Annotated in this window: 29 protein-coding genes; 17 read left to right on the plus strand and 12 right to left on the minus strand. The window is 58.7% G+C overall.

The annotated features are described in order from the left end of the window. Nucleotides 1-10: 10 nt before the first annotated feature. The 3 genes from AC3WK5_RS20155 to AC3WK5_RS20165 all read left to right on the plus strand — a co-directional run bounded on the left by AC3WK5_RS20155 (nt 11) and on the right by AC3WK5_RS20165 (nt 2041). Nucleotides 11-616 (plus strand): arylesterase, encoded by a 606-nt coding sequence (locus AC3WK5_RS20155; RefSeq protein WP_054596339.1) that lies wholly within the window; start codon nt 11-13, stop codon nt 614-616. A gap of 58 nt (nt 617-674) precedes the next feature. Next, nucleotides 675-968, plus strand: coding sequence for a hypothetical protein (locus AC3WK5_RS20160; RefSeq protein ID WP_019692935.1), 294 nt, complete (start codon nt 675-677; stop codon nt 966-968). A gap of 104 nt (nt 969-1072) precedes the next feature. Beyond that, nucleotides 1073-2041 (plus strand): L,D-transpeptidase family protein, encoded by a 969-nt coding sequence (locus tag AC3WK5_RS20165; RefSeq protein WP_054596340.1) that lies wholly within the window; start codon nt 1073-1075, stop codon nt 2039-2041. A gap of 125 nt (nt 2042-2166) precedes the next feature. On the opposite strand, the gene oprI is transcribed toward AC3WK5_RS20165, so the two are convergent. Next, on the minus strand, nt 2167-2418 hold the full coding sequence (gene oprI, locus AC3WK5_RS20170; protein WP_002553018.1) for an outer membrane lipoprotei OprI: 252 nt from the start codon (nt 2416-2418) through the stop codon (nt 2167-2169). A gap of 635 nt (nt 2419-3053) precedes the next feature. Here oprI and AC3WK5_RS20175 point away from each other — a divergent pair. Further along, a complete protein-coding gene (locus AC3WK5_RS20175; protein WP_019692933.1) occupies nt 3054-3335 on the plus strand; it encodes a GNAT family N-acetyltransferase in 282 nt (93 codons plus the stop codon). A gap of 63 nt (nt 3336-3398) precedes the next feature. Here AC3WK5_RS20175 and AC3WK5_RS20180 read toward each other — a convergent pair whose 3' ends face one another. Together AC3WK5_RS20180 and AC3WK5_RS20185 are read right to left on the minus strand one after the other, a co-directional pair. Further along, on the minus strand, nt 3399-4475 hold the full coding sequence (locus AC3WK5_RS20180) for a 3-deoxy-7-phosphoheptulonate synthase (RefSeq protein WP_054596341.1): 1077 nt from the start codon (nt 4473-4475) through the stop codon (nt 3399-3401). 143 nt (nt 4476-4618) lie between these two features. Further along, nucleotides 4619-5050: a PilZ domain-containing protein gene (locus AC3WK5_RS20185; RefSeq protein WP_103315653.1), complete on the minus strand. Its 432-nt coding sequence runs from the start codon at nt 5048-5050 to the stop codon at nt 4619-4621. Here AC3WK5_RS20185 and AC3WK5_RS20190 point away from each other — a divergent pair. The 5 genes from AC3WK5_RS20190 to cysB all read left to right on the plus strand — a co-directional run bounded on the left by AC3WK5_RS20190 (nt 5049) and on the right by cysB (nt 9006). Further along, complete coding sequence (locus AC3WK5_RS20190; protein ID WP_103315654.1) at nt 5049-5435, plus strand: thioredoxin family protein; 387 nt, start codon at nt 5049-5051, stop codon at nt 5433-5435. The genes AC3WK5_RS20185 and AC3WK5_RS20190 overlap by 2 nt on opposite strands. Beyond that, nucleotides 5432-6394: a putative 2-dehydropantoate 2-reductase gene (locus tag AC3WK5_RS20195; protein WP_054596344.1), complete on the plus strand. Its 963-nt coding sequence runs from the start codon at nt 5432-5434 to the stop codon at nt 6392-6394. The genes AC3WK5_RS20190 and AC3WK5_RS20195 overlap by 4 nt, the downstream gene beginning before the upstream one ends. Before the next feature lie 24 nt (nt 6395-6418). Then, the gene (locus tag AC3WK5_RS20200; protein ID WP_054596345.1) at nt 6419-7324 is read left to right on the plus strand and encodes a 5'-nucleotidase; all 906 of its coding nucleotides are present in this window, start codon (nt 6419-6421) and stop codon (nt 7322-7324) included. A 93-nt stretch (nt 7325-7417) separates the two neighbouring features. Continuing rightward, on the plus strand, nt 7418-7918 hold the full coding sequence (locus AC3WK5_RS20205; RefSeq protein ID WP_103315655.1) for a universal stress protein: 501 nt from the start codon (nt 7418-7420) through the stop codon (nt 7916-7918). A gap of 113 nt (nt 7919-8031) precedes the next feature. Then, entirely contained in the window at nt 8032-9006 is a 975-nt protein-coding gene (gene cysB / locus AC3WK5_RS20210; RefSeq protein ID WP_007955684.1) for an HTH-type transcriptional regulator CysB, read from the plus strand. A 163-nt stretch (nt 9007-9169) separates the two neighbouring features. Here cysB and AC3WK5_RS20215 read toward each other — a convergent pair whose 3' ends face one another. Both AC3WK5_RS20215 and AC3WK5_RS20220 read right to left on the minus strand, forming a co-directional pair. Continuing rightward, nucleotides 9170-9652, minus strand: coding sequence for a GreA/GreB family elongation factor (locus AC3WK5_RS20215; RefSeq protein ID WP_103315656.1), 483 nt, complete (start codon nt 9650-9652; stop codon nt 9170-9172). 2 nt (nt 9653-9654) lie between these two features. Next, nucleotides 9655-10056, minus strand: coding sequence for a hypothetical protein (locus AC3WK5_RS20220; protein WP_103315657.1), 402 nt, complete (start codon nt 10054-10056; stop codon nt 9655-9657). A gap of 122 nt (nt 10057-10178) precedes the next feature. On the opposite strand from AC3WK5_RS20220, the gene earP reads away from it, so the two are divergent. Together earP and AC3WK5_RS20230 are read left to right on the plus strand one after the other, a co-directional pair. After that, nucleotides 10179-11312, plus strand: coding sequence for an elongation factor P maturation arginine rhamnosyltransferase EarP (earP, locus tag AC3WK5_RS20225; protein WP_103315658.1), 1134 nt, complete (start codon nt 10179-10181; stop codon nt 11310-11312). Nucleotides 11313-11360: 48 nt separating this feature from the next. Further along, entirely contained in the window at nt 11361-11930 is a 570-nt protein-coding gene (locus AC3WK5_RS20230) for an elongation factor P (RefSeq protein WP_007943632.1), read from the plus strand. A 77-nt stretch (nt 11931-12007) separates the two neighbouring features. Here AC3WK5_RS20230 and AC3WK5_RS20235 read toward each other — a convergent pair whose 3' ends face one another. Together AC3WK5_RS20235 and AC3WK5_RS20240 are read right to left on the minus strand one after the other, a co-directional pair. Beyond that, nucleotides 12008-12427 carry an organic hydroperoxide resistance protein gene (locus AC3WK5_RS20235; protein ID WP_103315659.1) on the minus strand — a complete coding sequence of 140 codons (420 nt, stop codon included), beginning with the start codon at nt 12425-12427 and terminating at the stop codon, nt 12008-12010. Between the two features lie 253 nt (nt 12428-12680). Further along, nucleotides 12681-13142 carry a MarR family winged helix-turn-helix transcriptional regulator gene (locus AC3WK5_RS20240; protein ID WP_103315661.1) on the minus strand — a complete coding sequence of 154 codons (462 nt, stop codon included), beginning with the start codon at nt 13140-13142 and terminating at the stop codon, nt 12681-12683. Nucleotides 13143-13317: 175 nt separating this feature from the next. Here AC3WK5_RS20240 and AC3WK5_RS20245 point away from each other — a divergent pair, with 175 nt between their 5' ends. Further along, on the plus strand, nt 13318-14067 hold the full coding sequence (locus AC3WK5_RS20245; protein ID WP_103315662.1) for a sulfite exporter TauE/SafE family protein: 750 nt from the start codon (nt 13318-13320) through the stop codon (nt 14065-14067). Here AC3WK5_RS20245 and AC3WK5_RS20250 read toward each other — a convergent pair. Continuing rightward, the gene (locus AC3WK5_RS20250; RefSeq protein WP_177474815.1) at nt 14057-14911 is read right to left on the minus strand and encodes a LysR substrate-binding domain-containing protein; all 855 of its coding nucleotides are present in this window, start codon (nt 14909-14911) and stop codon (nt 14057-14059) included. The genes AC3WK5_RS20245 and AC3WK5_RS20250 overlap by 11 nt on opposite strands. A gap of 97 nt (nt 14912-15008) precedes the next feature. Between AC3WK5_RS20250 and AC3WK5_RS20255 the strand changes: the two genes are divergently transcribed. Beyond that, nucleotides 15009-15224, plus strand: coding sequence for a DUF1127 domain-containing protein (locus tag AC3WK5_RS20255; protein WP_054598273.1), 216 nt, complete (start codon nt 15009-15011; stop codon nt 15222-15224). Nucleotides 15225-15288: 64 nt separating this feature from the next. Next, complete coding sequence (locus AC3WK5_RS20260) at nt 15289-16518, plus strand: winged helix-turn-helix domain-containing protein (protein WP_103315664.1); 1230 nt, start codon at nt 15289-15291, stop codon at nt 16516-16518. A gap of 123 nt (nt 16519-16641) precedes the next feature. Here AC3WK5_RS20260 and AC3WK5_RS20265 read toward each other — a convergent pair whose 3' ends face one another. Continuing rightward, on the minus strand, nt 16642-17988 hold the full coding sequence (locus tag AC3WK5_RS20265; protein WP_103315665.1) for a class II 3-deoxy-7-phosphoheptulonate synthase: 1347 nt from the start codon (nt 17986-17988) through the stop codon (nt 16642-16644). 156 nt (nt 17989-18144) lie between these two features. Between AC3WK5_RS20265 and AC3WK5_RS20270 the strand changes: the two genes are divergently transcribed. Then, a complete protein-coding gene (locus AC3WK5_RS20270; protein ID WP_054596356.1) occupies nt 18145-18900 on the plus strand; it encodes a spermidine synthase in 756 nt (251 codons plus the stop codon). A gap of 156 nt (nt 18901-19056) precedes the next feature. On the opposite strand, the gene AC3WK5_RS20275 is transcribed toward AC3WK5_RS20270, so the two are convergent. After that, nucleotides 19057-19848 (minus strand): crotonase/enoyl-CoA hydratase family protein, encoded by a 792-nt coding sequence (locus tag AC3WK5_RS20275; RefSeq protein WP_103315666.1) that lies wholly within the window; start codon nt 19846-19848, stop codon nt 19057-19059. A gap of 423 nt (nt 19849-20271) precedes the next feature. Here AC3WK5_RS20275 and AC3WK5_RS20280 point away from each other — a divergent pair, with 423 nt between their 5' ends. Continuing rightward, complete coding sequence (locus tag AC3WK5_RS20280; protein ID WP_054596358.1) at nt 20272-21945, plus strand: DEAD/DEAH box helicase; 1674 nt, start codon at nt 20272-20274, stop codon at nt 21943-21945. 126 nt (nt 21946-22071) lie between these two features. Here the strand turns inward: AC3WK5_RS20280 and AC3WK5_RS20285 are convergent, their stop codons facing one another. Next, nucleotides 22072-22839 (minus strand): DODA-type extradiol aromatic ring-opening family dioxygenase, encoded by a 768-nt coding sequence (locus AC3WK5_RS20285; RefSeq protein WP_103315667.1) that lies wholly within the window; start codon nt 22837-22839, stop codon nt 22072-22074. Between the two features lie 103 nt (nt 22840-22942). Here AC3WK5_RS20285 and AC3WK5_RS20290 point away from each other — a divergent pair, with 103 nt between their 5' ends. Further along, the gene (locus AC3WK5_RS20290) at nt 22943-23599 is read left to right on the plus strand and encodes a thiopurine S-methyltransferase (protein WP_054596360.1); all 657 of its coding nucleotides are present in this window, start codon (nt 22943-22945) and stop codon (nt 23597-23599) included. Between the two features lie 66 nt (nt 23600-23665). Here AC3WK5_RS20290 and htpX read toward each other — a convergent pair whose 3' ends face one another. Next, complete coding sequence (gene htpX / locus AC3WK5_RS20295) at nt 23666-24553, minus strand: protease HtpX (protein WP_054596361.1); 888 nt, start codon at nt 24551-24553, stop codon at nt 23666-23668. Nucleotides 24554-24582: the final 29 nt, after the last annotated feature.

Genomic DNA, 24582 nt, shown 5'->3' on the forward strand with positions numbered 1-24582 from the left:
GGAGAGTCCGATGCGTGTGTGGTTTTTGAGTGCTGGCCTGGCCTTGATGTGCATGGCCCAGAACGCAGCGGCGGGTACAGTCCTGATCGTTGGCGATAGTATCAGCGCAGCTTTCGGCCTGGATACCCGGCAAGGGTGGGTGTCGTTGCTCGAGCAGCGGCTCAAGCACGAAGGTTTCACCGAGACGGTGGTCAATGCGTCCATCAGTGGCGACACCAGTGCCGGTGGCCAGGCACGCCTGCCGGCGTTGCTTGTGGAGCATAAGCCTGAGGTGGTGATTCTCGAGTTGGGGGGCAACGACGGGCTGCGCGGATTGCTGCCAACGCAATTGCAACAAAATCTTGCGTCGATGATCGACAACGCCAGGGCCAGCGGTGCCAGGGTGCTGCTGCTGGGTATGCAATTGCCACCCAATTATGGGGTGCGCTACACCGAGGCGTTCGCGAAGGTCTACAGCGATCTGGCCGAGGAGAAAAAAGTCCCGCTGGTGCCGTTTTTCCTTCAGGGAATCGGCGGGAATCCCGAGCTGATGCAGGCCGATGGCATTCATCCGGCGGTCGCGGCGCAGGGCAAGTTGCTGGAAAATGTCTGGCCTACGCTAAAACCGCTGTTATGACGCTTTTCTAGCGGCAGTCTTTCGGCTAATGTGGCGCCCCCCTGATTTGGAGCCCCCGATGCCGCGTCCTGCCTGGTCCCTGTTTGCCTACCAACTGATCGAGCCTGACGAACAGCTGGATCTGTTCGCCTGCCAGGAAGTCCGGGTGCATCTGGTGACGCGTCAACTGGAGTTGGGTGGCTCGGCCGACCGTACCCTGTGCGGCACTTTGCTGCCGGCACAACCGCGCTGGTCGAGCGTCGACCGGACGGTGTTTCAGGACCAGCGACTGTGCTCGCTGTGCCGGGCGATCCTCGAGTCGCAAAAGCGCGGCACATCGCCGATCTGGCCCGAGTTGCGCTTCGAGCTGTAAAGCCCCCAAAAGGGCAGCCCATCGACCCGGCTCCCCGAATTCGGGGGCTTCGGTGTACAATCTTGCCCCCATACCCTCTGTTGATCATACGAAGGATGTTCCGGATGCTGCCGCGCTTTCCTGCCGTCACCCGCTACTTGTCTCTTGCCGCCTTGTGTGTAGCGGGTCCCGTTGCAGCATTGGAGCTGCCTTTACCGCCGCCGGGCGAAGATATCGTCGGCCAGGTGCAAACGGTCAAAGCCAAGTACGAAGACACCTTTGCCGATCTGGGCACCACCTACGATCTGGGCTACCTGGAAATGGTCGCCGCCAACCCGGGCGTCGATCCGTGGTTGCCGGGTGCCGGTACCGAAGTCGTACTGCCAACACGCTTCATCCTGCCACCAGGCCCGCGTGAAGGCATCGTGATCAACCTGGCCGAGTATCGCCTCTACTACTACCCCAAAGGCCGGAACGTGGTGTACACCTTCCCGCTGGGTATTGGTCGTGAAGGCTGGGGCTCACCCATCGCCCACACCAGCATCACTGCCAAAACACCGAACCCGACCTGGACCCCTCCAGCCTCGATCAAGGCCGAACACGCCGCCGATGGCGATCCGCTGCCAAACGTGGTGCCGGCCGGTCCGGACAACCCGCTGGGGCCGTTCAAGTTCACGTTGGGCACACCGGGCTACCTGATTCACGGTTCGAACAAGAAGTTCGGTATCGGCATGCGTACCAGCCATGGCTGCTTCCGCATGTTCAACAACAATGTGCTGGAAATGGCCGGCATGGTGCCGGTGGGAACGTCGGTGCGGATCCTCAACGACCCGTACAAGTTCGGCATGAGTGGCGGCAAGGTTTACCTGGAGGCGCATACGCCGCTGGACGACACTGGCAACCCGTCGGTGGTCGACAAGCACACCGCGGTGATCAACGCTTTGCTCAAGCGTGAAGACCTGGCCAAGAACCTGCGCATGAACTGGGATGTGGTGCGCGACGTGGTCGCCGCTGAAGATGGTATGCCGGTGGAAATCGCTGTACCGAATACCTCCGCGCCTGTGGCGTCGGCTGTACCGATCGATCTGCAGTAAGCGCTTCAAACGACCCGCCGGGGCCTCACAGCGTCGGCGGGTTTTTTATTGCCCTCGGCAAAATCGGGGCAATAAAAAAGCCGACCCAAAAAATGGATCGGCTTGATAACAGTCCCGAGGGACTATTACTTGCGGCTAGCTTTGTCCAGCATGCGCAGAGCACGCTCGTTAGCTTCGTCAGCAGTCTGTTGTGCTTTTTGAGCAGCAGCCAGAGCTTCATCAGCTTTACGGTAGGCTTCGTCTGCACGAGCCTGGGAGCGAGCTGCTGCGTCTTCAGTAGCAGTCAGACGTGCTTCGGTTTCTTTCGATACGCTGCTGCAACCGGTAGCCAGAACTGCGGCCAGAGCCAGAGCAGAGAATTTCAGAACGTTGTTCATCGTGTTCCCCTTCAAGGACTTTCTATTAAGTAGCTGTCTCCTCAGAGTGAGGAAATAGCCGGCATACATACTACCCATTACTTGTAGTAAGTAAACTGACGTAGCGCAAGAAGCAAAAAAAATTGTAGGCGCGGAATCTTTTTCGAGCAACTTTTAATCGTGTTGTATAAAAATTAGTCAGCTGGGAAGCCCGCCCTGAGCGACCTGCTTGTATAGCTGACAGACGAATATGACTGTTTCACGCTCTAGAGCCCAAGTCGCTCTATATCGATTCGTCTACACTTTTGTTCAGAATTTGCGGAGCGGCTCACGCCTCTTTGTGCATCTAGAGGTGACTTTAACAAGGCCGGTTCGTCTTAAGTCTCAACATCCGGCAATGTTCAGGCTATCGACCAGGGGAGATGTTCGGTCGAGCCGCCACTACGTGCCCTGCGCTGGACCGACGCAATCGACATGATGACAAGTGCGCCTTGAGCATTTCAGCCTTTGGTGACTACTATTCGAAATGTGTCCGGTTGCGCGAGATGGCTGCAGTTCCTCTCGGTGTCCAAACAGACACGGGGTGGCGTAGAGGTTCCTTCGCCGGGAAAACATCGGTAAGGTAGGGGTCAGTTCAAGACCCGCGAGGAGTAGTGATGAGCGAGGCGTTGTCCATCCACCATGACCAGGCTGGTCATCAGTTCGAGACCAATGTGGACGGTCATCGTGCCTACCTGACCTATATGGATCTGGGGAAACAGACCTTGGATATCTATCGTACTTTCGTGCCCAACGCGCTGCGTGGTCGCGGTATTGCGGCGGCGTTGACCGAACAGGCGCTGCAGTACGCTGAGGAAATGGGCTACACAGTCATTCCGTCGTGTTCCTACGTGGAGCGCTACATGGAACGTCACCAACGGCATGCGGCCAAGCTCTGAGCAGGATCACCGAATAAAAAAACGCCGGGCTTAGCCCGGCGTTTTTGTGTGCGCTGAATGCAGTCAGGTGCGCTGACGTTTCGGCAGCACATCCTTGAGCTTGGCATGCATGCTGCGCAAGGTGTTTTCGGTCGCTGTCCAATCGATGCAGGCGTCGGTGATCGACACGCCGTATTGCAACTCGGCGAGGTCTTTCGGAATCGCCTGGCAACCCCAGTTCAAATGGCTTTCGACCATTAGGCCGATGATCGACTGGTTGCCTTCGAGGATCTGGTTGGCGACGTTCTCCATCACCAGTGGTTGCAGCGCCGGATCCTTGTTGGAGTTGGCGTGGCTGCAGTCGACCATGATGTTCGGCTTGATCTTCGCCTTGTTCAGCGCTTGCTCGCAGAGTGCGACGCTGACCGAATCGTAGTTCGGCTTGCCGTTGCCGCCGCGCAGTACTACGTGACCGTAGGCATTGCCCTTGGTGGTGACGATCGACACGCCACCTTCCTGGTTGATCCCCAGGAAGCGGTGCGGGCTGGAAACCGATTGCAGGGCGTTGATGGCAACCGTCAGGCCACCGTCGGTGCCGTTCTTGAAGCCGACTGCCGAGGAAAGGCCCGAAGCCATTTCACGGTGCGTCTGGGATTCGGTGGTGCGTGCGCCAATCGCCGACCAGCTGATCAGGTCCTGCAGGTACTGTGGCGAGATCGGGTCGAGGGCTTCGGTCGCCGTCGGCAGGCCCATTTCGGCCAGGTCCAGCAGCAACTGACGACCAATGTGCAAGCCATCCTGAATCTTGAACGAGTCATCCAGATACGGGTCGTTGATCAGGCCTTTCCAGCCGACAGTGGTACGAGGCTTCTCGAAATAGACCCGCATGACCAGATACAGGGTATCGGACACTTCAGCGGCGAGTACCTTGAGGCGCTCGGCATATTCGTGTGCAGCCTTGATGTCGTGGATCGAGCAAGGCCCGATGACGACGAACAGGCGGTGGTCGGTGCCATCCAGGATATTGCGAATGACTTCGCGGCCCTTGGTCACGGTGCGCAGGGCAGCATCGCTCAGGGGGATATCACGCTTGAGCTGGTCAGGAGTGATCAGCGTCTCGTTGGAGGCGACGTTTAGGTCATTGATCGGTAAATCAGCCATCGTGTTACTCGTCAGGTCACGGGTGCCGGCCGCCAGCGATCCCCGCGCGGCGGAGCACAGCATGATTTAAGCGCAGCGGGGAGCCGAACCTTAGCGCGTTACGCGGTGGCTCGACAATGGGCAGGCGCGGGTTTATCCAGCGTTTACTGCGCAAAGGCCTGTCGAACGGTCTCGTGAGAGTACTCGGTGGCATGCTGGTCGAGCCATTTTAGGGCCAGCGCATCGACGCCTTGCTGTTCAACCTGGGGCTTTTGCTGACGGCAAAAACGTTCGATCTGGCAGACCTGCTCGCCCATCCGCGCTTTAAACAGGGTCTGTTCGTCAATGAATGCGATGCCGACCAGATAACCGTGCTTTCGTCGCAGGCACCAGGCCACGTAGCCCAGATAACAGACATTTTCGCTCAGGGTCGGCATTCGCACTTCCAGTGCCGTTCCTTTGCGCCAGGCGCGGTGGTAATTGCAAGCCACGCCTCCGAGACTGATAGTGTGCAGTTCTTGCCGAGAAATACACTGATGCTTGCGCAACGTTAACTCGACAGGCACATCGTCAGGATGAGGAATAAAGCGCCCCATGAACACAGACTCCAAGTGTCGGTCATTCGACAGTGCTTCACCCAGTATAGTTGTCGAATGCGAGCTGACTGATTTCGATGCCGACCAGCGGCTGTTGGCGATGAGTGGTGTGTCGCTGGTGATTTTTACCAGCGTCGGCTGTTCCAGTTGCCGTTGGGCGCGCCAGCAGTTGCCGGAACTGGAGCTTGAAGTCGATCAGCTGTGCTGGATCGACGCGGGGAACAATGGTGGCGCGGTAGAGCGTTATCAGGTCTTTCATTTGCCCGCGCTGTTTGTCGTGCGCGATGGCGAGTTTTATGGGGCGTTACAGTCGCGCCTGGCCCGCACCGAACTGAATGCTGCGCTGGGGCAGGCGCTGAGTCGAAATCCAGAGGAGTTGCCATGACGGGCACTGCAGTTGAAAAGCCGAGAATCGGCATTATCGGCACCGGAGCAATCGGTGGCTTTTACGGTGTGATGCTGGCGCGGGCCGGGTTCGATGTGCACTTTCTGTTGCGCAGCGAGTTTTCAGCGGTCGCCGAACGCGGCCTGCAACTCAACAGCGCGCCCTATGGCGCGTTGACCTTGAATCCGGTTCAGGCGTATTCGTCGGCCGACGATATGCCGCTGTGCGACTGGTTGCTGGTCGGCGCGAAAACCACCAGCAACGCCGAGCTTGCACCGGCGATCATCAAGGCCGCGGCGCCGGGGGCGAAGGTCCTGTTGCTGCAAAATGGCCTGGATGTCGAAGACAGCCTGCGCGATCTGTTACCCGACTCACTGCACTTGTTGGGTGGGCTGTGCTTTATCTGCGTTCACCGCGCGGGGCCCGGAGTGATCGAACATCAGGCACTCGGTGCGGTGAACGTGGGTTATCACAGCGGACCGGCGCTTGATGACGAGACGGCGCGCCAGGCGATTGTCGAGCAAGGGGCAGGGTTGTTTCGTACCGCCGGTCTTGAATCGCAGGCGATGAGCAACCTTCAGCAGGCGCGCTGGCAAAAACTGGTCTGGAATGTTCCTTACAACGGTTTATCGGTCTTGCTCGGCGCGAGCACGACACCGCTGATGACTGATGACAGCAGCCGTGAACTGATTCAGGCATTGATGGCCGAAGTGGTGAAGGGCGCACTTGCCTGTGGCCACAGCATGCCGCCGGGGTATGCCGAGCACCTGTTCAAGGTCACCGAAAAAATGCCCGACTACTGGCCGAGCATGTACCACGACTACCAGCATAAACGGCCACTGGAACTGGCTGCGATTTATGCGCGGCCACTGGCAGCCGCCAAGGCCGCCGGTTGCGAGTTGCCGAAAATCGAGGCCTTGTATCAGGCCCTGGGTTTTATCGATCGGCATAACGGTTAAGTCGTTTCACCCGGGGGGAGCAGCATGGCAAAAGGGATAGGCGACAAATTGGTGCTGGCGATTTCTTCGCGAGCGCTGTTCGATCTGAGCGAAAGCCACAAGCTCTATCTGGCGAGTGGCGTCGAGGCTTATCGGCAGTATCAGATCGAGCACGAAGACGAAATCCTCGAGCCGGGTGATGCGTTCCCTCTGGTGCAAAAACTGTTGAACCTCAATACCAGCCTCGGTCGGGCGCGGGTCGAGGTGGTGCTGGTGTCGCGCAATAGTGCAGACACCGGTTTGCGAGTCTTCAACTCGATTCACCATTACGGGCTGACGATTTCCCGCGCGGCGTTTGTCGGCGGGCGCAGTCCATATCCGTACCTGAAGGCCTTCGGCTGCGATCTGTTTCTCTCCACCCACGCCGATGATGTGCGCAGCGCACTCGATGCCGGCTTCGCCGCGGCGACGATTCTGTCCGGTGGTGCGAGCCGCGCCGCCAGCGAAGAGTTGCGCATCGCCTTCGATGGCGACGCTGTGCTGTTTTCCGATGAGTCGGAGCGGGTTTATCAGTCGGGTGGCCTCGAGGCCTTTCAGGCCAACGAGCGCGAAGCCGCTCGCGAGCCGTTGCGCGGAGGTCCGTTCAAAGGTTTTCTGGCCGCGCTCAATCTGTTGCAGCGCGAGTTTCCTGATGACAGTTGCCCGATCCGCACTGCACTGGTGACCGCGCGTTCGGCACCGGCTCACGAGCGGGTCATCCGTACCTTGCGCGAGTGGGATATTCGACTCGACGAATCGCTGTTTCTCGGCGGGCTGGCGAAATCGGCGTTTCTTGAAGCCTTCGCCGCCGACGTATTTTTCGACGACCAGGCAGGTCATTGCGAGTTGGCGCGTGAGGTGGTCGCCACCGGCCACGTCCCTCACGGTGTCAGTAATGAACTGAAGATTTAAGCCCAACGTTCAATGCCTTGCGCAGAACGTCGTATCGCTGTGGCACTGCTAAGCTGAATTAATCGCCGCCATCTTTGCATTCGAGGAGATCAAATGATCCATTCGATGCTGTATGCCACTGACCTCGGCCTGTACGCACCCTTTGTGATGCAGCATGCGTTGGCATTGGCACGAACATTCAAAGCCGATCTGTATGTGGTGCACGCCGTTGAGCCCATGGGGCTTTTTGCCGAATCGGTGTTGCAGAGCTATCTCGACGAGCAAGCCTTGAATGAATTTCACAGTCAGGGTTTGAACACGGTGATGGCCAATATCGAGCAACGGGTATTCGACAGTTTCCGCGAAGAGTTGGGGGAGGGGCAGCAGGACCTGGAGCTTATTCAATCGGTCAGAGTATTTCAGGGTGACCCGTCGCAGGTCATTCTTGATCAGGCACAGAAACTCTCGGTGGATTTGTTGATCCTAGGAAGTCACAGCCATGGGGCCGGTGGAGAAACACCGTTGGGACGGACTGCTGCGCGTGTGCTGCAGTTGTCGCAGGTTCCGGTTTACCTGGTGCCATTGTCGCAGCGTCGGCGTCACGGCGATATTTAAGGCGAGAATGCTGGCCTTTTGATGAAAAAGTTCTAGATTTATTCTTCAAACCATTAATATAGTTATATACCGTCGCTGATGCCCGTGGCGTCTATCTGCTTTGAGGGATTGATATGAAGCTTCAACAATTGCGCTACATCTGGGAAGTGGCGCACCACGACCTCAACGTTTCCGCTACTGCTCAAAGCCTGTACACCTCGCAGCCGGGCATCAGCAAGCAGATCCGTCTGCTGGAAGACGAGTTGGGTGTCGAGGTTTTCGCGCGCAGCGGCAAACACCTGACCCGAGTGACCCCGGCCGGTGAGCGAATCATCACCACGGCTGGCGAAATTCTGCGCAAGGTCGAAAGCATCAAGCAGATCGCGCAGGAGTTCTCCAACGAGAAGAAAGGCACCCTGTCGATTGCCACCACCCACACCCAGGCACGTTATGCACTGCCACCGGTGATCAGCAATTTCATCAAGCAATACCCGGACGTTGCCCTGCACATGCACCAGGGTTCACCGATGCAGATCGCCGAAATGGCCGCTGATGGCACCGTGGATTTTGCCATTGCCACCGAAGCGCTGGAGCTGTTCGGCGACCTGGTGATGATGCCGTGCTACCGCTGGAACCGTTGCGTAGTCGTGCCGCAAGGTCACCCGCTGACCAAGCTGCCAAAGCTGACCCTCGAAGCCTTGGCTGAATACCCGATCGTGACCTACGTGTTCGGTTTCACCGGTCGTTCGAAACTCGACGAAGCCTTCAGCCATCGCGGCCTGACCCCGAAAGTGGTGTTCACTGCCGCCGACGCCGACGTGATCAAGACTTACGTTCGCTTGGGCCTGGGTGTCGGGATCGTGGCGAAAATGGCCGTCGACACCAAACTCGACAACGACCTGGTGGTGCTCGACGCCAGCGAACTGTTCGAATCCAGCGTGACCAAAATCGGTTTCCGTCGCGGGACGTTCCTGCGTGGCTTCATGTGCGACTTCATCGAGAAGTTCGCCCCGCACCTGACTCGCGAAGTCATGGCCAAAGCCATCCAGTGCCACAACAAGCAGGAACTGGAAGAGCTGTTCGAAGGCGTTGAACTACCGGTTCATTGAGTATGGTGGCCTGTGTGGTCAGTTCTGTTAGCCCAACTTCGGCGCCAGAAACCCATATCCTGCGTTGCTGTTCCTCGCCATAGCGGGCTATGACTCGTCACAGCGCCTTGGCTATGGGTTTCTGGCATCCGAATTTGGACTAACGAACTAACCGTACAGGCCACTAGACCACCTCGGTGACAGCGAACTGTTGCCGAGTGCCTGCTACCACGATCTCCACCTCATCACCCTCGAACTTGCCCAGCAAACTTTTGCCCAGCGGTGAGCGTGGGGTGATGACGGTAATCAGTTGCCCCACCAGATCAACCTTCAAGCCGGCTGCATCAGGCGCCAGGAACAGCCACTGTTCGCGCCCCTTTTCGTCTTCCAGGCCCAACAGCGCACCGACTTCAATCCCGCGCTGGTCGTCATAAGCGCGCAATGTCAGGTTCTGGCACAGCACCAGCGACTGGCGGATTTCCTCCACCCGTTTGGCTTGACCGGCGGCCAGATAAGACGCTTCCAGTCCCAGGGTGTCGTACTTGTTCTCGGCGATGTTTTCTTCGTGAGTCGCGGTTTCGTACGCGGTTTGCGCTGCACGCTCGGCGATGTCGAGATCGACCGCAAGCTTTTCCAGAATCAGTTGGTGGACCGTGTGTTTGTTCATGATCAATCGCAGAATTGCTGGACGTTGGCGCGGCTTTTTTCGGTGGGTGCGGTTTGGTCTTGCTGTAGCCAGAACTGGCATTTCGGGTTGGACAGGTTGCGGGTATTGCTGCGTGCCTGATCGAGCGTTTGCTGTTGCGCCTGTTTGCGCAGGTTTTCCTTGTACTGCTCGAACATCGGATTCTCGGGTGCCGGCTCAACCGCCGCAGGCTTGGGTTGTGCTATTCGATGCGCTGCGTCAGCAAGCGGGGCGAGTTGTTCGCTGAACAGCAGTTTCGACGCCAGCCAGCAGGTCAGCGCGATGGCCAAAAAACCCAGCCACAAACCCACGGCGATGCTGGCAATCAGTTGCAATGGGCTGAGTGTGATGGACACCGTGCGGCGAACGTGTGGACGGTAGGGCATGGCTGCTTCCTGGCGAGGGTGGTGGGCTGCGGCGATTGTCGCATGAAGATTAATCGGCGTCGGCTCTTCTGCGCGCAACGATTTATGCGGACAATTAAGGTCTTTGCCCCACGGAGCCTGGAATGAAAGTCGACTGGGATATTTTCTGTACGGTCGTCGACAACTACGGCGACATCGGCGTGACCTGGCGCCTGGCCCGACAATTGGTGGCCGAACATCACTGCGCAGTACGGCTGTGGGTCGATGACCTGCGGGCCTTCGAACGCTTGTGCCCGGAACTCGACATCAGTGCTGCCCGGCAGTGGCAGCAAGGCGTCGAAGTTTGCCATTGGCCGGCCGACTGGGCGCCGACAGAGGCCGCCGATGTGGTGATCGCTGCATTCGCCTGCCAGTTGCCGCATGCCTATATGGAGGCAATGGCGGCGCGCGAAAAGACTCCGCTGTGGATGAACCTCGATTATTTGAGTGCCGAAGACTGGATCGTCGGCTGCCATGGCTTGCCGTCGGTGAAGTACAAACAGGTGCAGAAGTACTTCTTCTTTCCGGGGTTTAAGGCGGGTACTGGCGGCTTGTTGCGTGAGCGCGGGTTGCTGGAGCGGCGCGAGCAGTTTCAACACAGCACTGAGGCTCAGCGCGAATTCCTGCAAGGGCTGGGCGTCGATCGCGCCGAAGGTACGCGGCTGATTTCGTTATTCGCCTACGAGAATGCCGGATTGGCCGATTGGCTGGACGTCATGGCGAGCGACGTTCATGCCACTCATCTGCTGGTACCCGAGGGCCGGATTCTGGGCGACGTCGAGCGCTGGCTGGGCGTTGAAGGGCTTGGTGTCGGCGCATTACAGGTGCGCGGGGCGTTGACCGTGCAGGTGTTGCCGTTCGTCCGACAGGATCAATATGACCTGCTGCTGTGGTGTTGTGATTTCAATGCGGTGCGTGGAGAGGACTCGTTCGTCCGCGCGCAATGGGCGGCCCGGCCAATGCTGTGGCATATTTATCAACAGGAAGAAGATGTTCACCTGGACAAACTCGAAGCCTTTCTGACGCTGTACACCGCAGGCCTTTCTCCGGCGGCAAAAGCCGCGCTCGTCGGATTATGGCGAGCCTGGAACACGGGCGCTGGAATGGCTCAGGCATGGGTTGCGACACAGGAACACTGGCCAGAACTGCAAAAGCACGCCCAGGCATGGTGTCTGGATCAGGCTTTGCAGGCCGATCTTGCCACGGCGCTGGTACAGTTTTATGTAAATTGGATATGATACGCGGCCTAGATTTTTGTAAATCCCATCCAAATTCGGATATTCGCAATGAAAACTGGTAAAGAACTGAAACCCGGTACGGTGATCCGTCTCGAAAACGACCCTTGGCTGGTTCAGAAAGCTGAATTCACCAAGTCCGGTCGTAACAGCGCGATCATGAAGACCAAGCTGAAAAACCTGCTGACCGGTTACAAGACCGAGATCGTTTACAGCGCTGACGACAAACTGGACGACGTAATCCTCGACCGCAAAGAAGCGACCCTGTCGTTCATCAGCGGCGACACCTACACGTTCATGGACACCACTGACTACACCATGTACGAGCTGAACGCCGAAGACATCGAAGCTGTTCTGCCTTTCGTTGAAGAAGGCATGACCGATGTTTGCGAAGCGATCTTCTTCGAAGAACGTCTGGTTTCCGTAGAACTGCCGACCACTATCGTGCGTCAGGTTGACTACACCGAAGGTTCCGCTCGCGGTGACACTTCCGGCAAGGTGATGAAGCCTGCCAAACTGAAGAACGGTACCGAACTGTCGGTTGCCGACTTCATCGAAATCGGCGACATGATCGAGATCGATACCCGCGAAGGCGGTTCTTACAAAGGCCGCGCTAAATAAGCGCAGTTTTTTGCAGGAAAGAAAAAGCCCGACCATCGAGTCGGGCTTTTTTGTGCGCGTCTGTTGGGTGCGAACACTCAGACAGTGACGTGCAGGCGAACGTCTACATTGCCGCGCGTGGCGTTGGAGTACGGGCAGACCTGGTGCGCGGCGTCGACCAGCGATTGCGCGTCGGCCTGTTCCAGGCCTGGCAGGCTGACGTGCAGGTCGATGTCGAGACCGAAACCACCTGGAATCTGGCCAATGCCGACGTGAGCGGTGATCGAGGAATCATCAGGGATTTTGCGCTTGGTCTGGCTGGCGACGAATTTCAGTGCGCCAATGAAGCATGCGGAGTAACCGGCCGCGAACAGTTGCTCAGGGTTGGTCGCCGCACCGCCGGCACCGCCGAGTTCTTTTGGCGTGGCGAGCTTGACGTCGAGGATGTTGTCGCTGGAAACGGCGCGACCATCACGGCCACCGGTAGCGGTTGCAACTGCGGTATAGAGAGTTTGCATGGTATGGGCCTCGTTCGAATTTGATTTTTGCGCTAAAGGTTTGCGCGCTAAGTAATTGCGGAATGAATGTAGCTCGCGAATGTTTTGCGCGCAAGATAAATTTTAAAAAGTTTGCCGAACAAAAAATGTGGGAGCGGGCCGGGCGGCGTTCCGATGCTCGCGAAGGCGGTCTATCGGCCAACATCAATGTTGAATGTGAGTCCGCTTTCGCGAGCAAGCCCGCTCCCACAGTGGTGGTGTGGTGTACTGAAGGTTAGAGGCTCTCTTGCAGATGACTGCGCAGATTTTGCAGATCGGCCTGCAGTTTGCGCATTTGTTCCAGGGTCTGGCCGCTGGCGCCGAGGATGCACGGCGGAATCTCTCGGGCTTTTTCCCGCAGGGCGCGACCTTGTTCGGTCAGCTCGACAATCACCACGCGTTCATCTTCGCGGCTGCGGGTGCGGCTCAGCAGGCCTTCGGCTTCCAGGCGTTTGAGCAGTGGCGTCAGGGAGCCGGGATCGGTCAGCAGGCGCGTGCTGATTTCGCCGACGGTCAGCCCGTCGCGCTCCCACAGCACCATCATTGCCAGGTATTGCGGATAGGTCAGGCCCAGTGCTTGCAACAAGGGTTTGTAGACCTTGGTCATCAGCAGTGACGTCGAGTGCAGGGCAAAGCACAGCTGGTTATCCAGCAGCAGGTTGTCGCAGTTGTCCGGGGTGTTGCGTTGGGTGCTCATGTCTAAACCTTGATCATTCATCGTCATGAATTTAGCGGTCGAGTCTTTAATGCGCCAGATAATTTTCGGTTATTGCCGGCGAGGACGCACGCGGCAGGGTTTCGACGTGACTGCGCGTTTCCCTGCGTGGGCCGACTGCGTAGGATGCAAGGCCTGATGTGAGGGGGAGTCGTCAGTGATTGAGTTAGTGATGTATCTGGTGCTCGGCGCTGCGCTGGGCACTGTCGGCGGTGTGTTCGGGATTGGCGGTGGTTTGATCGCGATTCCCGCGTTGGGCGTGTTGTTCGGTCTGGATCAGCAAATTGCCCAGGGCACGGCGCTGGTCATGGTGGTGCCTAACGTGATGCTGGCGCTGTGGCGCTATCATCAGCGCAATCGCATCGAACTGCGCCACGCATTGCCGCTGGCCTCGATGGGCTTCTGCTTTGCCTGGATCGGCTCGATCCGGGCGGTGGGCATTGATGCACAGCTGATGCGCATCGGTTTTGTAGCGTTCCTGATCGCCTTGTCGGCCTACAACTTGTTGCGCATGTTCATGGCCACTGCGCCGGCTGCCTCGCAGATGCGTTACTCGTGGCCTTGGCTGGGTGTGTTGGGCGCAGCGTCGGGGACCATGGGCGGGTTGTTCGGCGTGGGCGGTGCGGTGGTGGCGACGCCGGTGCTCACCAGCCTGTTCGGCACCACGCAAGTGGTGGCTCAAGGGTTGTCATTGGCGCTGGCCTTGCCCAGCACCGGTGTCACACTGGTGACTTACGCGGTCCATCATCAAGTGAACTGGAGCATCGCACTGCCGATGGCCGTCGGCGGTTTGCTCAGCATCAGTTGGGGCGTGAAGATCGCCCACGCCATGCCGGAGCGTTTGCTGCGCGGGTTGTTCTGCGCCTTTCTGGTGCTCTGCGCGGTGATGCTCGCCTTTAAAGTTTGAAGCCTTCGACAATGTGCTCCGCCAGGCATTCGGTGATGGGTGAAGGGGTGTTCAGGTTGCGCACCAGCATGATGCTGGCTTCGGGCAACAAGGGCAGGCCTTCAGCCTCGCCGAGGATGCGCATGTCCTGGGTGATCAGGCTTTCCAGTTGCGCGGTGACCGCCAGCCCGGCGCTGACCACCGCCATGATCGCCGACAGGCTCGAACTGTTGTAGGCGATCCGGTACTCGCGCCCGGAAGCGTCCAGCGCATTGCAGGCCCAAAGCCTGCAAAAACAATCACTGTTGAACATCGCCAGAGGCAGCGGCGTCTGCTCGTTGGGGCTGAAGCACTGCGCCTGCGCCCAGACAAATCGTTCCTTGCGCAGCAGTTGGCCGATCTCGCTGCCGGGTTCACGGGTGACGATCGACAGGTCCAGGTCCTGACGCAGCAGTAACTGCTTGGATGACTCGCAATGGACCTCGATCTGGATCAGCGGATAGGCCTGGGCAAAGCGCGAGAGGATGCCCGGCAAGAAACGCATGACATAGTCATCCGGGGTGCCGATGCGCACCGTGCCGACCATGTGTGGCTCACGCAGGGTGTTGAACACTTCGCTGTGGAGTTTCAGGATCCGCCGGGCATAACCGAGCAACACCTGACCCTCGGCGGTCAGCTTCACCTGACGGCCGTCGCGCTGAAACAACTGGCGTTGCAGCACATCCTCTTCCAGCCGTTTCATCTGCATGCTCACCGCCGATTGCGTGCGATTGACCAGCTCGCCAGCGCGGGTGAAACCACCCTGGTCGGCAATGGCAACGAAGGTGCGCAGGACTTCCGTATCGATACTCGGGTAGTGGCTCAATTCATCAATCTCCGAGATGTATTGCATAAGAAACATTCGTTGGATTGATCTTAGCTCCGGCGCGAGACTTCAGTCATCTACAACGGAGGGCAAGATGATGAAAGGTCAAAAAGGTTATGTGCTGGTTGGAAAGTTTCACGGATTTTCCCTGGGCCATTGGCTGGAAAAAATCGTCCGCTGGCATGAACTTCATCGTGAGCGCGCTTTGCTGGCGAGCATGAGTGATGAGGCGCTCAAGGATATCGGTATCAGCCGCGCCGATGTCGAGCATGAAGTCGTCCGGCCATTCTGGGATGACCCGATGCACAAATGAGTACCGAACCGCTACACAAGCAGCTTCACACTGAGGTAGTTTGCGAGCAGACAAGGAGATGCACATGCCCGCAGAACTGTCCTTATCCCTCAAACAGGCTCGGCGTCTGGCACTGGCCGCCCAGGGTTTCACCGGGCGCCAGCCGCCAGCGGCGGTCAAGCCCGCTCAGCTCAACCGCCTGATCGAACGCTTGGGTATTCTGCAAATCGATTCGGTCAACGCACTGGTGCGCTCGCACTATCTTCCGCTGTTCTCGCGTCTTGGCAACTACTCCGCCGACTTGCTCGACCAGGCCGCCTGGAGCCAGGGCCGACGGCGTACGTTGTTCGAGTATTGGGGGCATGAAGCGTCGTTGTTGCCGCTGTCGATGTATCCCTTGATGCGTTGGCGCATGCAGCGCGCGGCGCAAGGTGAGGGGATCTATCAGCAACTGGCGCGATTCGGTCGCGAACAGCAAGAGACCATTCGCCGCGTCCTGGCTTCAGTCCAGGAGCTGGGTGCACTCGGCGCTGGCAGTTTGTCGACGCGCCAGGAGCGGGCCGGTCCGTGGTGGGATTGGAGCGCTGAAAAGCATGCACTGGAATGGTTGTTCGCTGCCGGCGAAGTGACGGTGGCGGGGCGTCGCGGCTTTGAGCGTCTTTACGACTTGCCGGAGCGGGTGATTCCCGAATCGCTTCTCAAGCAACCGCTGCTCGGCGAAACCGAGGCACAACGCGGATTGCTGTTGCATGCAGCCAATGCGCTGGGTGTCGGCACGGAAAAGGATCTGCGCGACTATTTTCGTTTGAGTCTGACCGAGTGCCGCAACGGCCTGGCCGAGCTGGTTGAAAATGGTCAGTTGCTGGTGTGCGGGGTGCAGGGCTGGAAGCAACCGGCATACTGCCTGCCGGAGCCAAAAGTGCCGCGCAAGGTTGAAGCCAGTGCGTTGCTTTCACCGTTTGATTCGTTGATCTGGGAACGCAGTCGAACCGAGCGGTTGTTCGATTTTCGTTATCGACTGGAAATCTACACGCCGCCAGACAAGCGGGTTTACGGCTATTACGTGCTGCCGTTTTTGCACAACGAGCGGATTGCCGCGCGGGTTGACCTTCGAGCGGAACGGGCGCTGGGGCGGTTGGCGGTGCATGCGGTGCACGAAGAAGAGCAAGGCCTGGATGAGCAGGGGATGCAGGCATTGGCGGCGAATCTTCGGCAGATGGCCGGTTGGTTGGGGTTGGAGCAGATTCAGCTCAATTGCCCGCGGGCCAGTGCGGCGCGGTTGCGGGTGGCGTTGACGCAGATTGGCGGTGCCTGAGCTGACGCCTTCGCGAGCAAGCCTGGCTCCTACGGGTTAGGGTTGTTACGGCCAACCTCATTCTCTGTAGGAGCCAAGCTTGCTCGCGATGGCGGTGTGTCAGGCAACACAAGGCTTACAGATTCAGCGCCGAACCTGCTTCAGGGTCTCGGCAATCAAGAACGCCAGCTCCAGCGACTGATCGGCATTCATCCGCGGGTCGCAATGGGTGTGGTAACGGTCCGACAAACCATCTTCGGTGATCGGCCGTGCACCGCCGATGCATTCGGTGACATTCTGCCCGGTCATCTCGATATGAATGCCGCCGGCATAGGTGCCTTCCGCTTCGTGAACCTGGAAGAACTGCTTCACCTCGCCGAGGATCTGCGCGAAATCCCGGGTCTTGTAGCCGCTGCTGGCCTTGATGGTGTTGCCGTGCATCGGGTCGCTGCTCCAGAGCACTTTCTTGCCTTCGCGTTCGACCGCACGAATCAGCTGCGGCAGATGGTCGCCGACCTTGTTTGCGCCCATCCGCGCGATCAGGTTCAGGCGGCCTGGATCGTTGTCGGGGTTGAGCACATCGATCAGGCGAATCAGTTCTTCGGTGTTCATGGACGGGCCGACTTTGACCCCGATCGGGTTGTTCACCCCGCGCAGGAACTCGACATGAGCGCCGTCGAGCTGACGCGTGCGATCGCCGATCCACAGCATGTGCGCCGAGCAATCGTAGTAATCGTTGGTCAGGCTGTCGCGGCGTACGAAGGCTTCTTCGTAGTTCAACAGCAGCGCTTCGTGGGCGGTGAAGAAACTGGTTTCGCGCAATTGCGGCGAGCTGTCCATGCCGCAGGCGCGCATGAACGCCAGGGTTTCATCGATACGGTCGGCCAGGTGGCTGTACTTTTCGGCCAGCGCCGAGTTGGCGATGAAGTCCAGGTTCCATTTATGCACTTGATGCAAGTCGGCAAAACCGCCCTGGGCAAAGGCCCGCAGCAGGTTCAGGGTCGCGGTGGACTGGTGATAGGACTGCAACAGGCGATCCGGGTCGGGGACGCGGCTTTTTTCATCGAAACCGATACCGTTGACGATGTCGCCGCGGTAGGCCGGCAGGGTCACGCCGTTGATGGTTTCGTCATTGGACGAGCGCGGTTTGGCGAACTGCCCGGCCATACGCCCGACTTTTACCACCGGACAACCGGCAGCGAAGGTCATGACGATCGCCATTTGCAGCAGGACTTTGAAGGTGTCGCGGATTTTCGCCGCCGAAAACTCGGCGAAGCTTTCCGCGCAATCGCCACCTTGCAGCAGAAACGCCCGGCCCTGGGTCACCTCGGCAAACTGACGGCGCAACTCCCGGGCCTCACCGGCAAACACCAATGGCGGATAACTGGCCAGGCTTTGCTCGACCTGTTGCAAATGCGCAGCGTCAGGGTAGTGGGGTTGTTGCTGGATCGGCAGGGCGCGCCAGCTGTCAGGACTCCAGGGTTGGCTCATCGTGGACTCTAATGTTTTACGATCGGACGTTTATGTTATCAGCAATTAGTGCGTGACCTGTTCCCGAAGCTTGGCGGACAATCGCGCCTTTGCCGCACCAAGCGGAACGAATGATTGCGTTGCCGGGGATCAACCCGACAACGACCAGGAGACGAAATGACTGAGGAGCGCGTCGAGCATCTGCTCGCCGAGGTGCACGATGAATTCGGCATGATCCGGGTGCTGGAAGTGGCGGATTACCGTTTTCTCGAATTTGGCGATGCCATCGAGCAGAGCTGCGTTTTCACTGCCGATCCGAGCTGGCTCGAGTACGACTACACCCGCGCGATGCTGATTGGTGCGCTGTGCCATGAGCAGCCGGAAAGCGCGCTGTTTCTCGGCCTGGGGGCGGGCACCCTGACTCAGGCGTGCCTGAAGTTCCTGCCGCTGGAAGACGTCGAAGCGATCGAGTTGCGCCCGGATGTGCCGCGCCTGGCCATCGAGTACCTGGGGCTGGACGACGATCCTCGTCTGTATATCCGCATCGGCGATGCCCTCGAGTTGCTTGAGACCGCTGAGTCGGCGGATCTGATTTTCGTCGACCTTTATACCGATGTCGGGCCGGGTGTCGGCCATTTGGCTTGGGGCTTTCTGGAAAACTGTCAGAAACGCCTGAATCCGGGCGGCTGGCTGGTGATCAATCAATGGGCAACCGATGACGGAAAACCGTTGGGTGCAGCATTACTGCGTGGGCTCTATCACCGGCATTATTGGGAGTTGCCGGTGAAGGAGGGCAACGTGATCCTTATCGTGCCAGCCGACCTTGACCAGGAACTGGACATGCAAGGATTGACCGCCCGCGCCGAAGCGCTGGCGCCGCGGTTGGGGTATTCGCTGCAATCGCTGATCAAGGCGATTCGCCCGGCGACCTGAATTCTGGCGAGCCACTGTGGCGAGGGAGCTTGCTCCCGTTGGGGCGCGAAGCGACCCCAGAACCGGCAAGCGCCGTCTTTCTGATGCACCGCGATTGCTGCTTCACGACTGCTGCGCAGCCGAACGGGAGCAAGCTCCCTCGCCACAAAGGCAATGTCAGCAGCCTTTGAATACGCCTGGGCGTTTCTCGATCAACGATCGCACGCCTTCCTTGGCGTCTTCACTGTTGAGCAACTTCTTGACCAGCGCTGGCAAAGCCAATGCCGCCGCTGTTTCTCCCTCCAGATGGGCCTGGCGCGCGGACTGCAAGGTCGCCTGAACCCCCAGCGGCGCCTGCCTGGCAATGCGTTCTGCCAGCTCGATCGCACGCGGTAACAGGTCTTCGCTGGCCATCACCTCCTGCACCAGTCCCAGACGCAGCGCTTCGTGGGCATCGAACTCATCGCCGGTCAGCAGCCAGCGCATGGCGTTGCCCCAGCCGGCTACCTGATGCAGGCGCAAGGTTGCCCCGCCAAAGGGGAAGATGCCGCGTTGCACTTCCATTTGTGCAAAACGGGTGTTGCTGGCGCAGAGGTTGATATCGGCGGCCAGCATCAGTTCGATGCCAATGGTCAGGCAATAACCCTGGGCCGCAACAATCACCGGTTTGCTGACCCTGGGGCCAACGAACACCCCCCACGGATCGCAACCGCCGGCCGGGACTTGCCAGCCTTCGGCCAGTGCCGCGCTGACACTCGCCAGGTCCAGCCCGGCGGTAAAGTGCTCGCCATGACCGAACACCACCGCAACGCGGGCCTCGCTGTCGGCTTCGAACTCGCCATAGGCCAGGCTCAGTGCGTTGAGCAGATCGAGGTCAAATGCATTGCGCTTGGCCACCCGGTCCAGCCCGATCAACAGGACATGACCGCGTCGTTCACGGCTGACACGACTGCAATCTGCTTGATTCATGGGGTCTATCCTCGGGCGGGGAAGGGGGGGCGCGGACCAAAGGTCATAGCCTGAAAGATGAACCGTTTAAGTGTCACGACCAACAGGGCCGGGCCTTTGAAAAATAGACCGTTGCACGATTATCCGCAAAGCCTGTGACACAACGGTGTATGCCGGGTTTTTCCGACAAATAAAGCTCCCTTTTTTGGCGAATTCCGGTATAGTGCGCGCCGGTCTTTAGCCAGGCCGCGTTTAGGTAGCGCAATTCCCCGAAGTCAGCTTCGGCTGCACGTCCGCACAGCGGACTCTTCCTTGACGAATCTTTTTCATTCATTCGTTTTCGCAAATCCCCGCCGACAAAGCAGCCAGGGCGACTCTTGAGTCTTACACGGCATGCGCAGCTTTGGAGCATGGGTCTTTGCGGATGCACTTAGAGGCAGACCCATGACCCAGGAAACCGGCGGCTTCGCCGCTTTTAACCTTAATCCGAATATTCTTGCAGCCGTCATCGCGACTGGCTACGAAGAGCCTTCGGCTATTCAGCAGCAATCGATCCCGATCATCATGGCCGGTCACGACATGATTGGTCAGGCGCAAACCGGTACGGGTAAAACCGCTGCGTTCGCCCTGCCGATCCTGCACCGCATCGATCCTGCTAAGCGCGAACCGCAAGCCCTGATCCTGGCGCCAACCCGTGAGTTGGCGCTGCAAGTAGCAACCGCTTTCGAAACCTACGCCAAGCAAATGCCGGGCGTTACCGTTGTGGCCGTTTACGGCGGCGCGCCTATGGGCCCGCAACTGAAAGCAATCCGTAATGGCGCACAGATCGTTGTCGCCACTCCGGGCCGTCTGTGCGACCACCTGCGTCGTGACGAAAAAGTATTGGCGACCGTGAACCACCTGGTTCTCGACGAAGCTGACGAAATGCTCAAGCTGGGCTTCATGGACGACCTGGAAGTTATCTTCAAGGCCTTGCCGGCAACCCGTCAGACCGTATTGTTCTCGGCTACCCTGCCGCAGTCGATCCGTGCCATCGCCGAGCGTCATCTGCGTGATCCGCAGCACGTGAAGATCCAGACCAAGACTCAGACCGTTACCGCGATCGAACAGGCTCACCTGTTGGTTCACGCTGACCAGAAGACCTCGGCTGTATTGAGCCTGCTGGAAGTGGAAGACTTCGACGCGCTGATCATGTTCGTGCGTACCAAGCAAGCGACCCTGGACCTGGCCAGTGCCCTGGAAGCCAAAGGCTACAAAGCCGCTGCGCTGAACGGTGACATTGCTCAGAACCAGCGTGAGCGCGTGATCGAGTCCCTCAAGGATGGCCGTCTGGACATCGTTGTGGCGACCGACGTTGCTGCTCGTGGTCTGGACGTTCCACGTATCACTCACGTTTTCAACGTTGATATGCCGTACGATCCAGAGTCCTACGTTCACCGTATCGGCCGTACTGGCCGTGCCGGTCGCGAAGGTCGTGCATTGCTGCTGGTGACTCCGCGTGAGCGCCGCATGCTGCAAGTGATCGAGCGTGTAACCGGTCAAAAGGTAGCTGAAGTTCGCCTGCCAGACGCTCAAGCCGTTCTCGATGCACGCATCAAGAAACTGACCAACAGCCTGTCGCCGCTGGTGGCCGATGCCGAATCGACTCACGGTGATCTGCTGGATCGCCTGACTGCCGATATCGGTTGCACCCCGCGTGCACTGGCTGCTGCGCTGCTGCGCAAGGCTACCAACGCTCAGGCGCTGACCCTGGCTGCCATCGAGAAAGAACGTCCACTGGTGCCGAACAATGCACCGCGTGGCGATCGTCCAGAGCGTACCGGTGATCGTCCGGACCGTGGTGACCGCGAGCGTCGTGCTCCGATCCCATTGGCCGAAGGCCGTGCTCGTTGCCGTACCGCGCTGGGTGCGCGTGATGGTATCGCTGCCAAGAACCTGCTGGGCGCCATCCTCAACGAAGGTGGTCTGGCTCGTGAAGCAATCGGTCGTATCCAGGTGCGTGACAGCTTCAGCCTGGTCGAGTTGCCGGAAGATGGTCTGGAGCGTCTGCTGACCAAACTGAAGGACACTCGCGTTGCCGGTAAGCAGCTGAAACTGCGTCGCTATCGCGAAGATTGATCCGCTTTCGGGCTGATTGATCGCAGATAAAAAATCCCCGACTGGTTCGGGGATTTTTTTTGCCTGCAGTTTTGTGTCTGGCCTTTGTTGATCGTTCCCACGCTGCGCGGGAACGAGCGGCAGGATTCAGCCGAAACGATAGATGTCCATCCCCAGCGCACCCATGGTGAACCCCTGGTGGGCGATGCTGAAATCGCCACCGGCGCCGCGGGCGAAGTACAGCGGCAGCAAGTGTTCGTCGCTGGGATGGCTGCGCACGGCATTCGGGGCTTGCCGACGATAGTCGTGCAGGGCGGCTTCATCGTTTGCGGCGAGCTTTTCAATCATCCAGTCGCGAAAGGCCTTGGCCCAGGGCTCGATGCTTTCCGGGCCGGCATGCCAGTCCAGTTCGCGCAGGTTGTGGGTGATGCTGCCGGAACCAATCAACAGCACGCCTTGCTCGCGCAGACTGGACAATGCGCGACCGACGCGAGTTTGCAGGGCTGGGCCAAGACGACTCGGCAGCGACACCTGTACCACCGGAATGTCGGCTCGCGGATACATCAGAGACAGTGGCACCCAAACACCATGATCGAACGGACGCTGGTTATCGAGCTGTGCCGGCAAGCCATCAGCCTTGAGTAATTCGGCGACCTGCGCCGCGAGTTCCGGCTGGCCGGGTGCGGGGTATTGCACCGCGAACAGCGCAGCAGGAAATCCGCCGAAGTCGTGCCAGGTTTCCGGTTGCACAGCGCTGCCGACGCGCAGGTCCTGGCTTTCCCAGTGTGCGGAAACGATCACGATTGCTTTGGGTTTTGGCAGTTCGCTGGCCAGACGGGCCAGTGCCGGACCACTGGCGCCGGGCTCCAGTGCAAGCATGGGTGAACCGTGAGAGATAAACAGGCTGGGGAACATGAATAAGGTCCTGAGCGTTAAGATGGGAGCATCTTCAGTCAGATCATTGATCTAAATCTAATATAAGTTTTAGGGCATATAGATCGAAATATCAGGGGGATTTATGCAGCCGGAGTTTTGGCAAAAGCGTTGGGAGCTCAATCAGATCGGTTTCCATCAGTCAGAGGTTAATCCTTATTTGCAGCAATACTGGCCGCAATTGAATCTGGCAAAGGGCTCGCAGGTGTTGGTGCCGCTCTGTGGGAAAAGTCTCGATCTCGTGTGGCTGGCAGGGCAAGGACATCGGGTGCTGGGTGTCGAGTTATCGGAAAAAGCCGTTGAGGAGTTTTTTCGTGAGCAGCAACTGACACCGCAGATCACCGAGCAAGGTGCGTTCAAGGTCTACCAGGCGGGTCCCCTGGCATTGTGGTGCGGGGATTTTTTCGGCCTGACCGCAGACGATGTGGCCGATTGTGCGGCTGTCTATGATCGGGCGGCGCTGATTGCCTTGCCACCGCTCATGCGCGAGCAATACGCCGCGCACCTGAGCCGGATTTTACCGTCAGCTTGTGAAGGCTTGTTGATTACGATGGACTACGATCAGGCGCAGATGGACGGGCCGCCCTTTGCCGTGACGGATGAAAACGCGCAGACATTGCTGGGTGGTCGCTGGCAGCTTGATTTCTGTGAGGTGCGGGACATTCTGGGAGAGAGCTGGAAGTTCCTCCAGGCGGGCGTTACGCGCCTTGAAGAGCGGGTATATAAATTGATGGCTCGCTAAACAGCAAAAGATCGGCATAAAAAAAGGGGCGATCAAATCGCCCCTTTCGTATCACCGCAGAACCTCTCAGCCCCGACGACGCAAGGCGTCGATCCGCTCTTCCAGTGGCGGGTGGCTCATGAACATGCGAGCGAACCCTTGCTTGATGCCACCGTTGATGCCGAAGGCATTCAAGGTGTCCGGCATGTGCACCGGCAGGCCTTGTTCCGAGCGCAGGCGCTGCAGGGCGCCGATCATGGCGCTGGTGCCGGCCAATTGGGCGCCGGCTGCGTCTGCACGGAATTCGCGTTTGCGCGAGAACCACATGACGATTGCGCTGGCCAGGATACCCAGTACCAGTTCGGCGAAGATGGTCGCGACATAGTAGGCGATGCCTTGGCCTTCTTCGTTTTTGAAGATCACCTTGTCGACGAAATTACCGATGATCCGTGCGAAGAACATCACGAAGGTGTTCACCACGCCCTGAATCAGCGCCAGCGTTACCATGTCGCCATTGGCCACGTGACCAATTTCATGGGCCAGAACGGCTTTCACTTCATCGGGCGAGAAACGCTCGAGCAAGCCCTGGCTGACCGCGACCAGCGCGTCGTTCTTGTTCCAGCCGGTGGCGAAGGCGTTGGCCTCGTAGGCCGGGAAAATCCCGACTTCAGGCATTTTGATTCCGGCTTCACGAGACAGCTGCTCGACGGTTTGCAGCAGCCATTGTTCATGGCGAGTGCGCGGCTGGCTGATGATTTGGGTGCTGGTGCTCATCTTCGCCATCCACTTGGAGATGAACAGCGAGAACAACGAGCCGGCGAAACCAAAGACCGCACAGAAAATCAGCAGCTGATTGAGGTTGAGATCAACCCCGTTGGCCGCCATGAACCCGTTGAAGCCGAAAAGGCTCAGGGTGATGCTGGCAATCAGCACGACCGCCAGGTTAGTGGCCAAAAACAGCAGGATGCGCATCATGGTTGTAGAAATCTCCTCGTGCTAAATAT

It is taken from the genome of Pseudomonas sp. FW306-02-D09B, assembly GCF_058782685.1.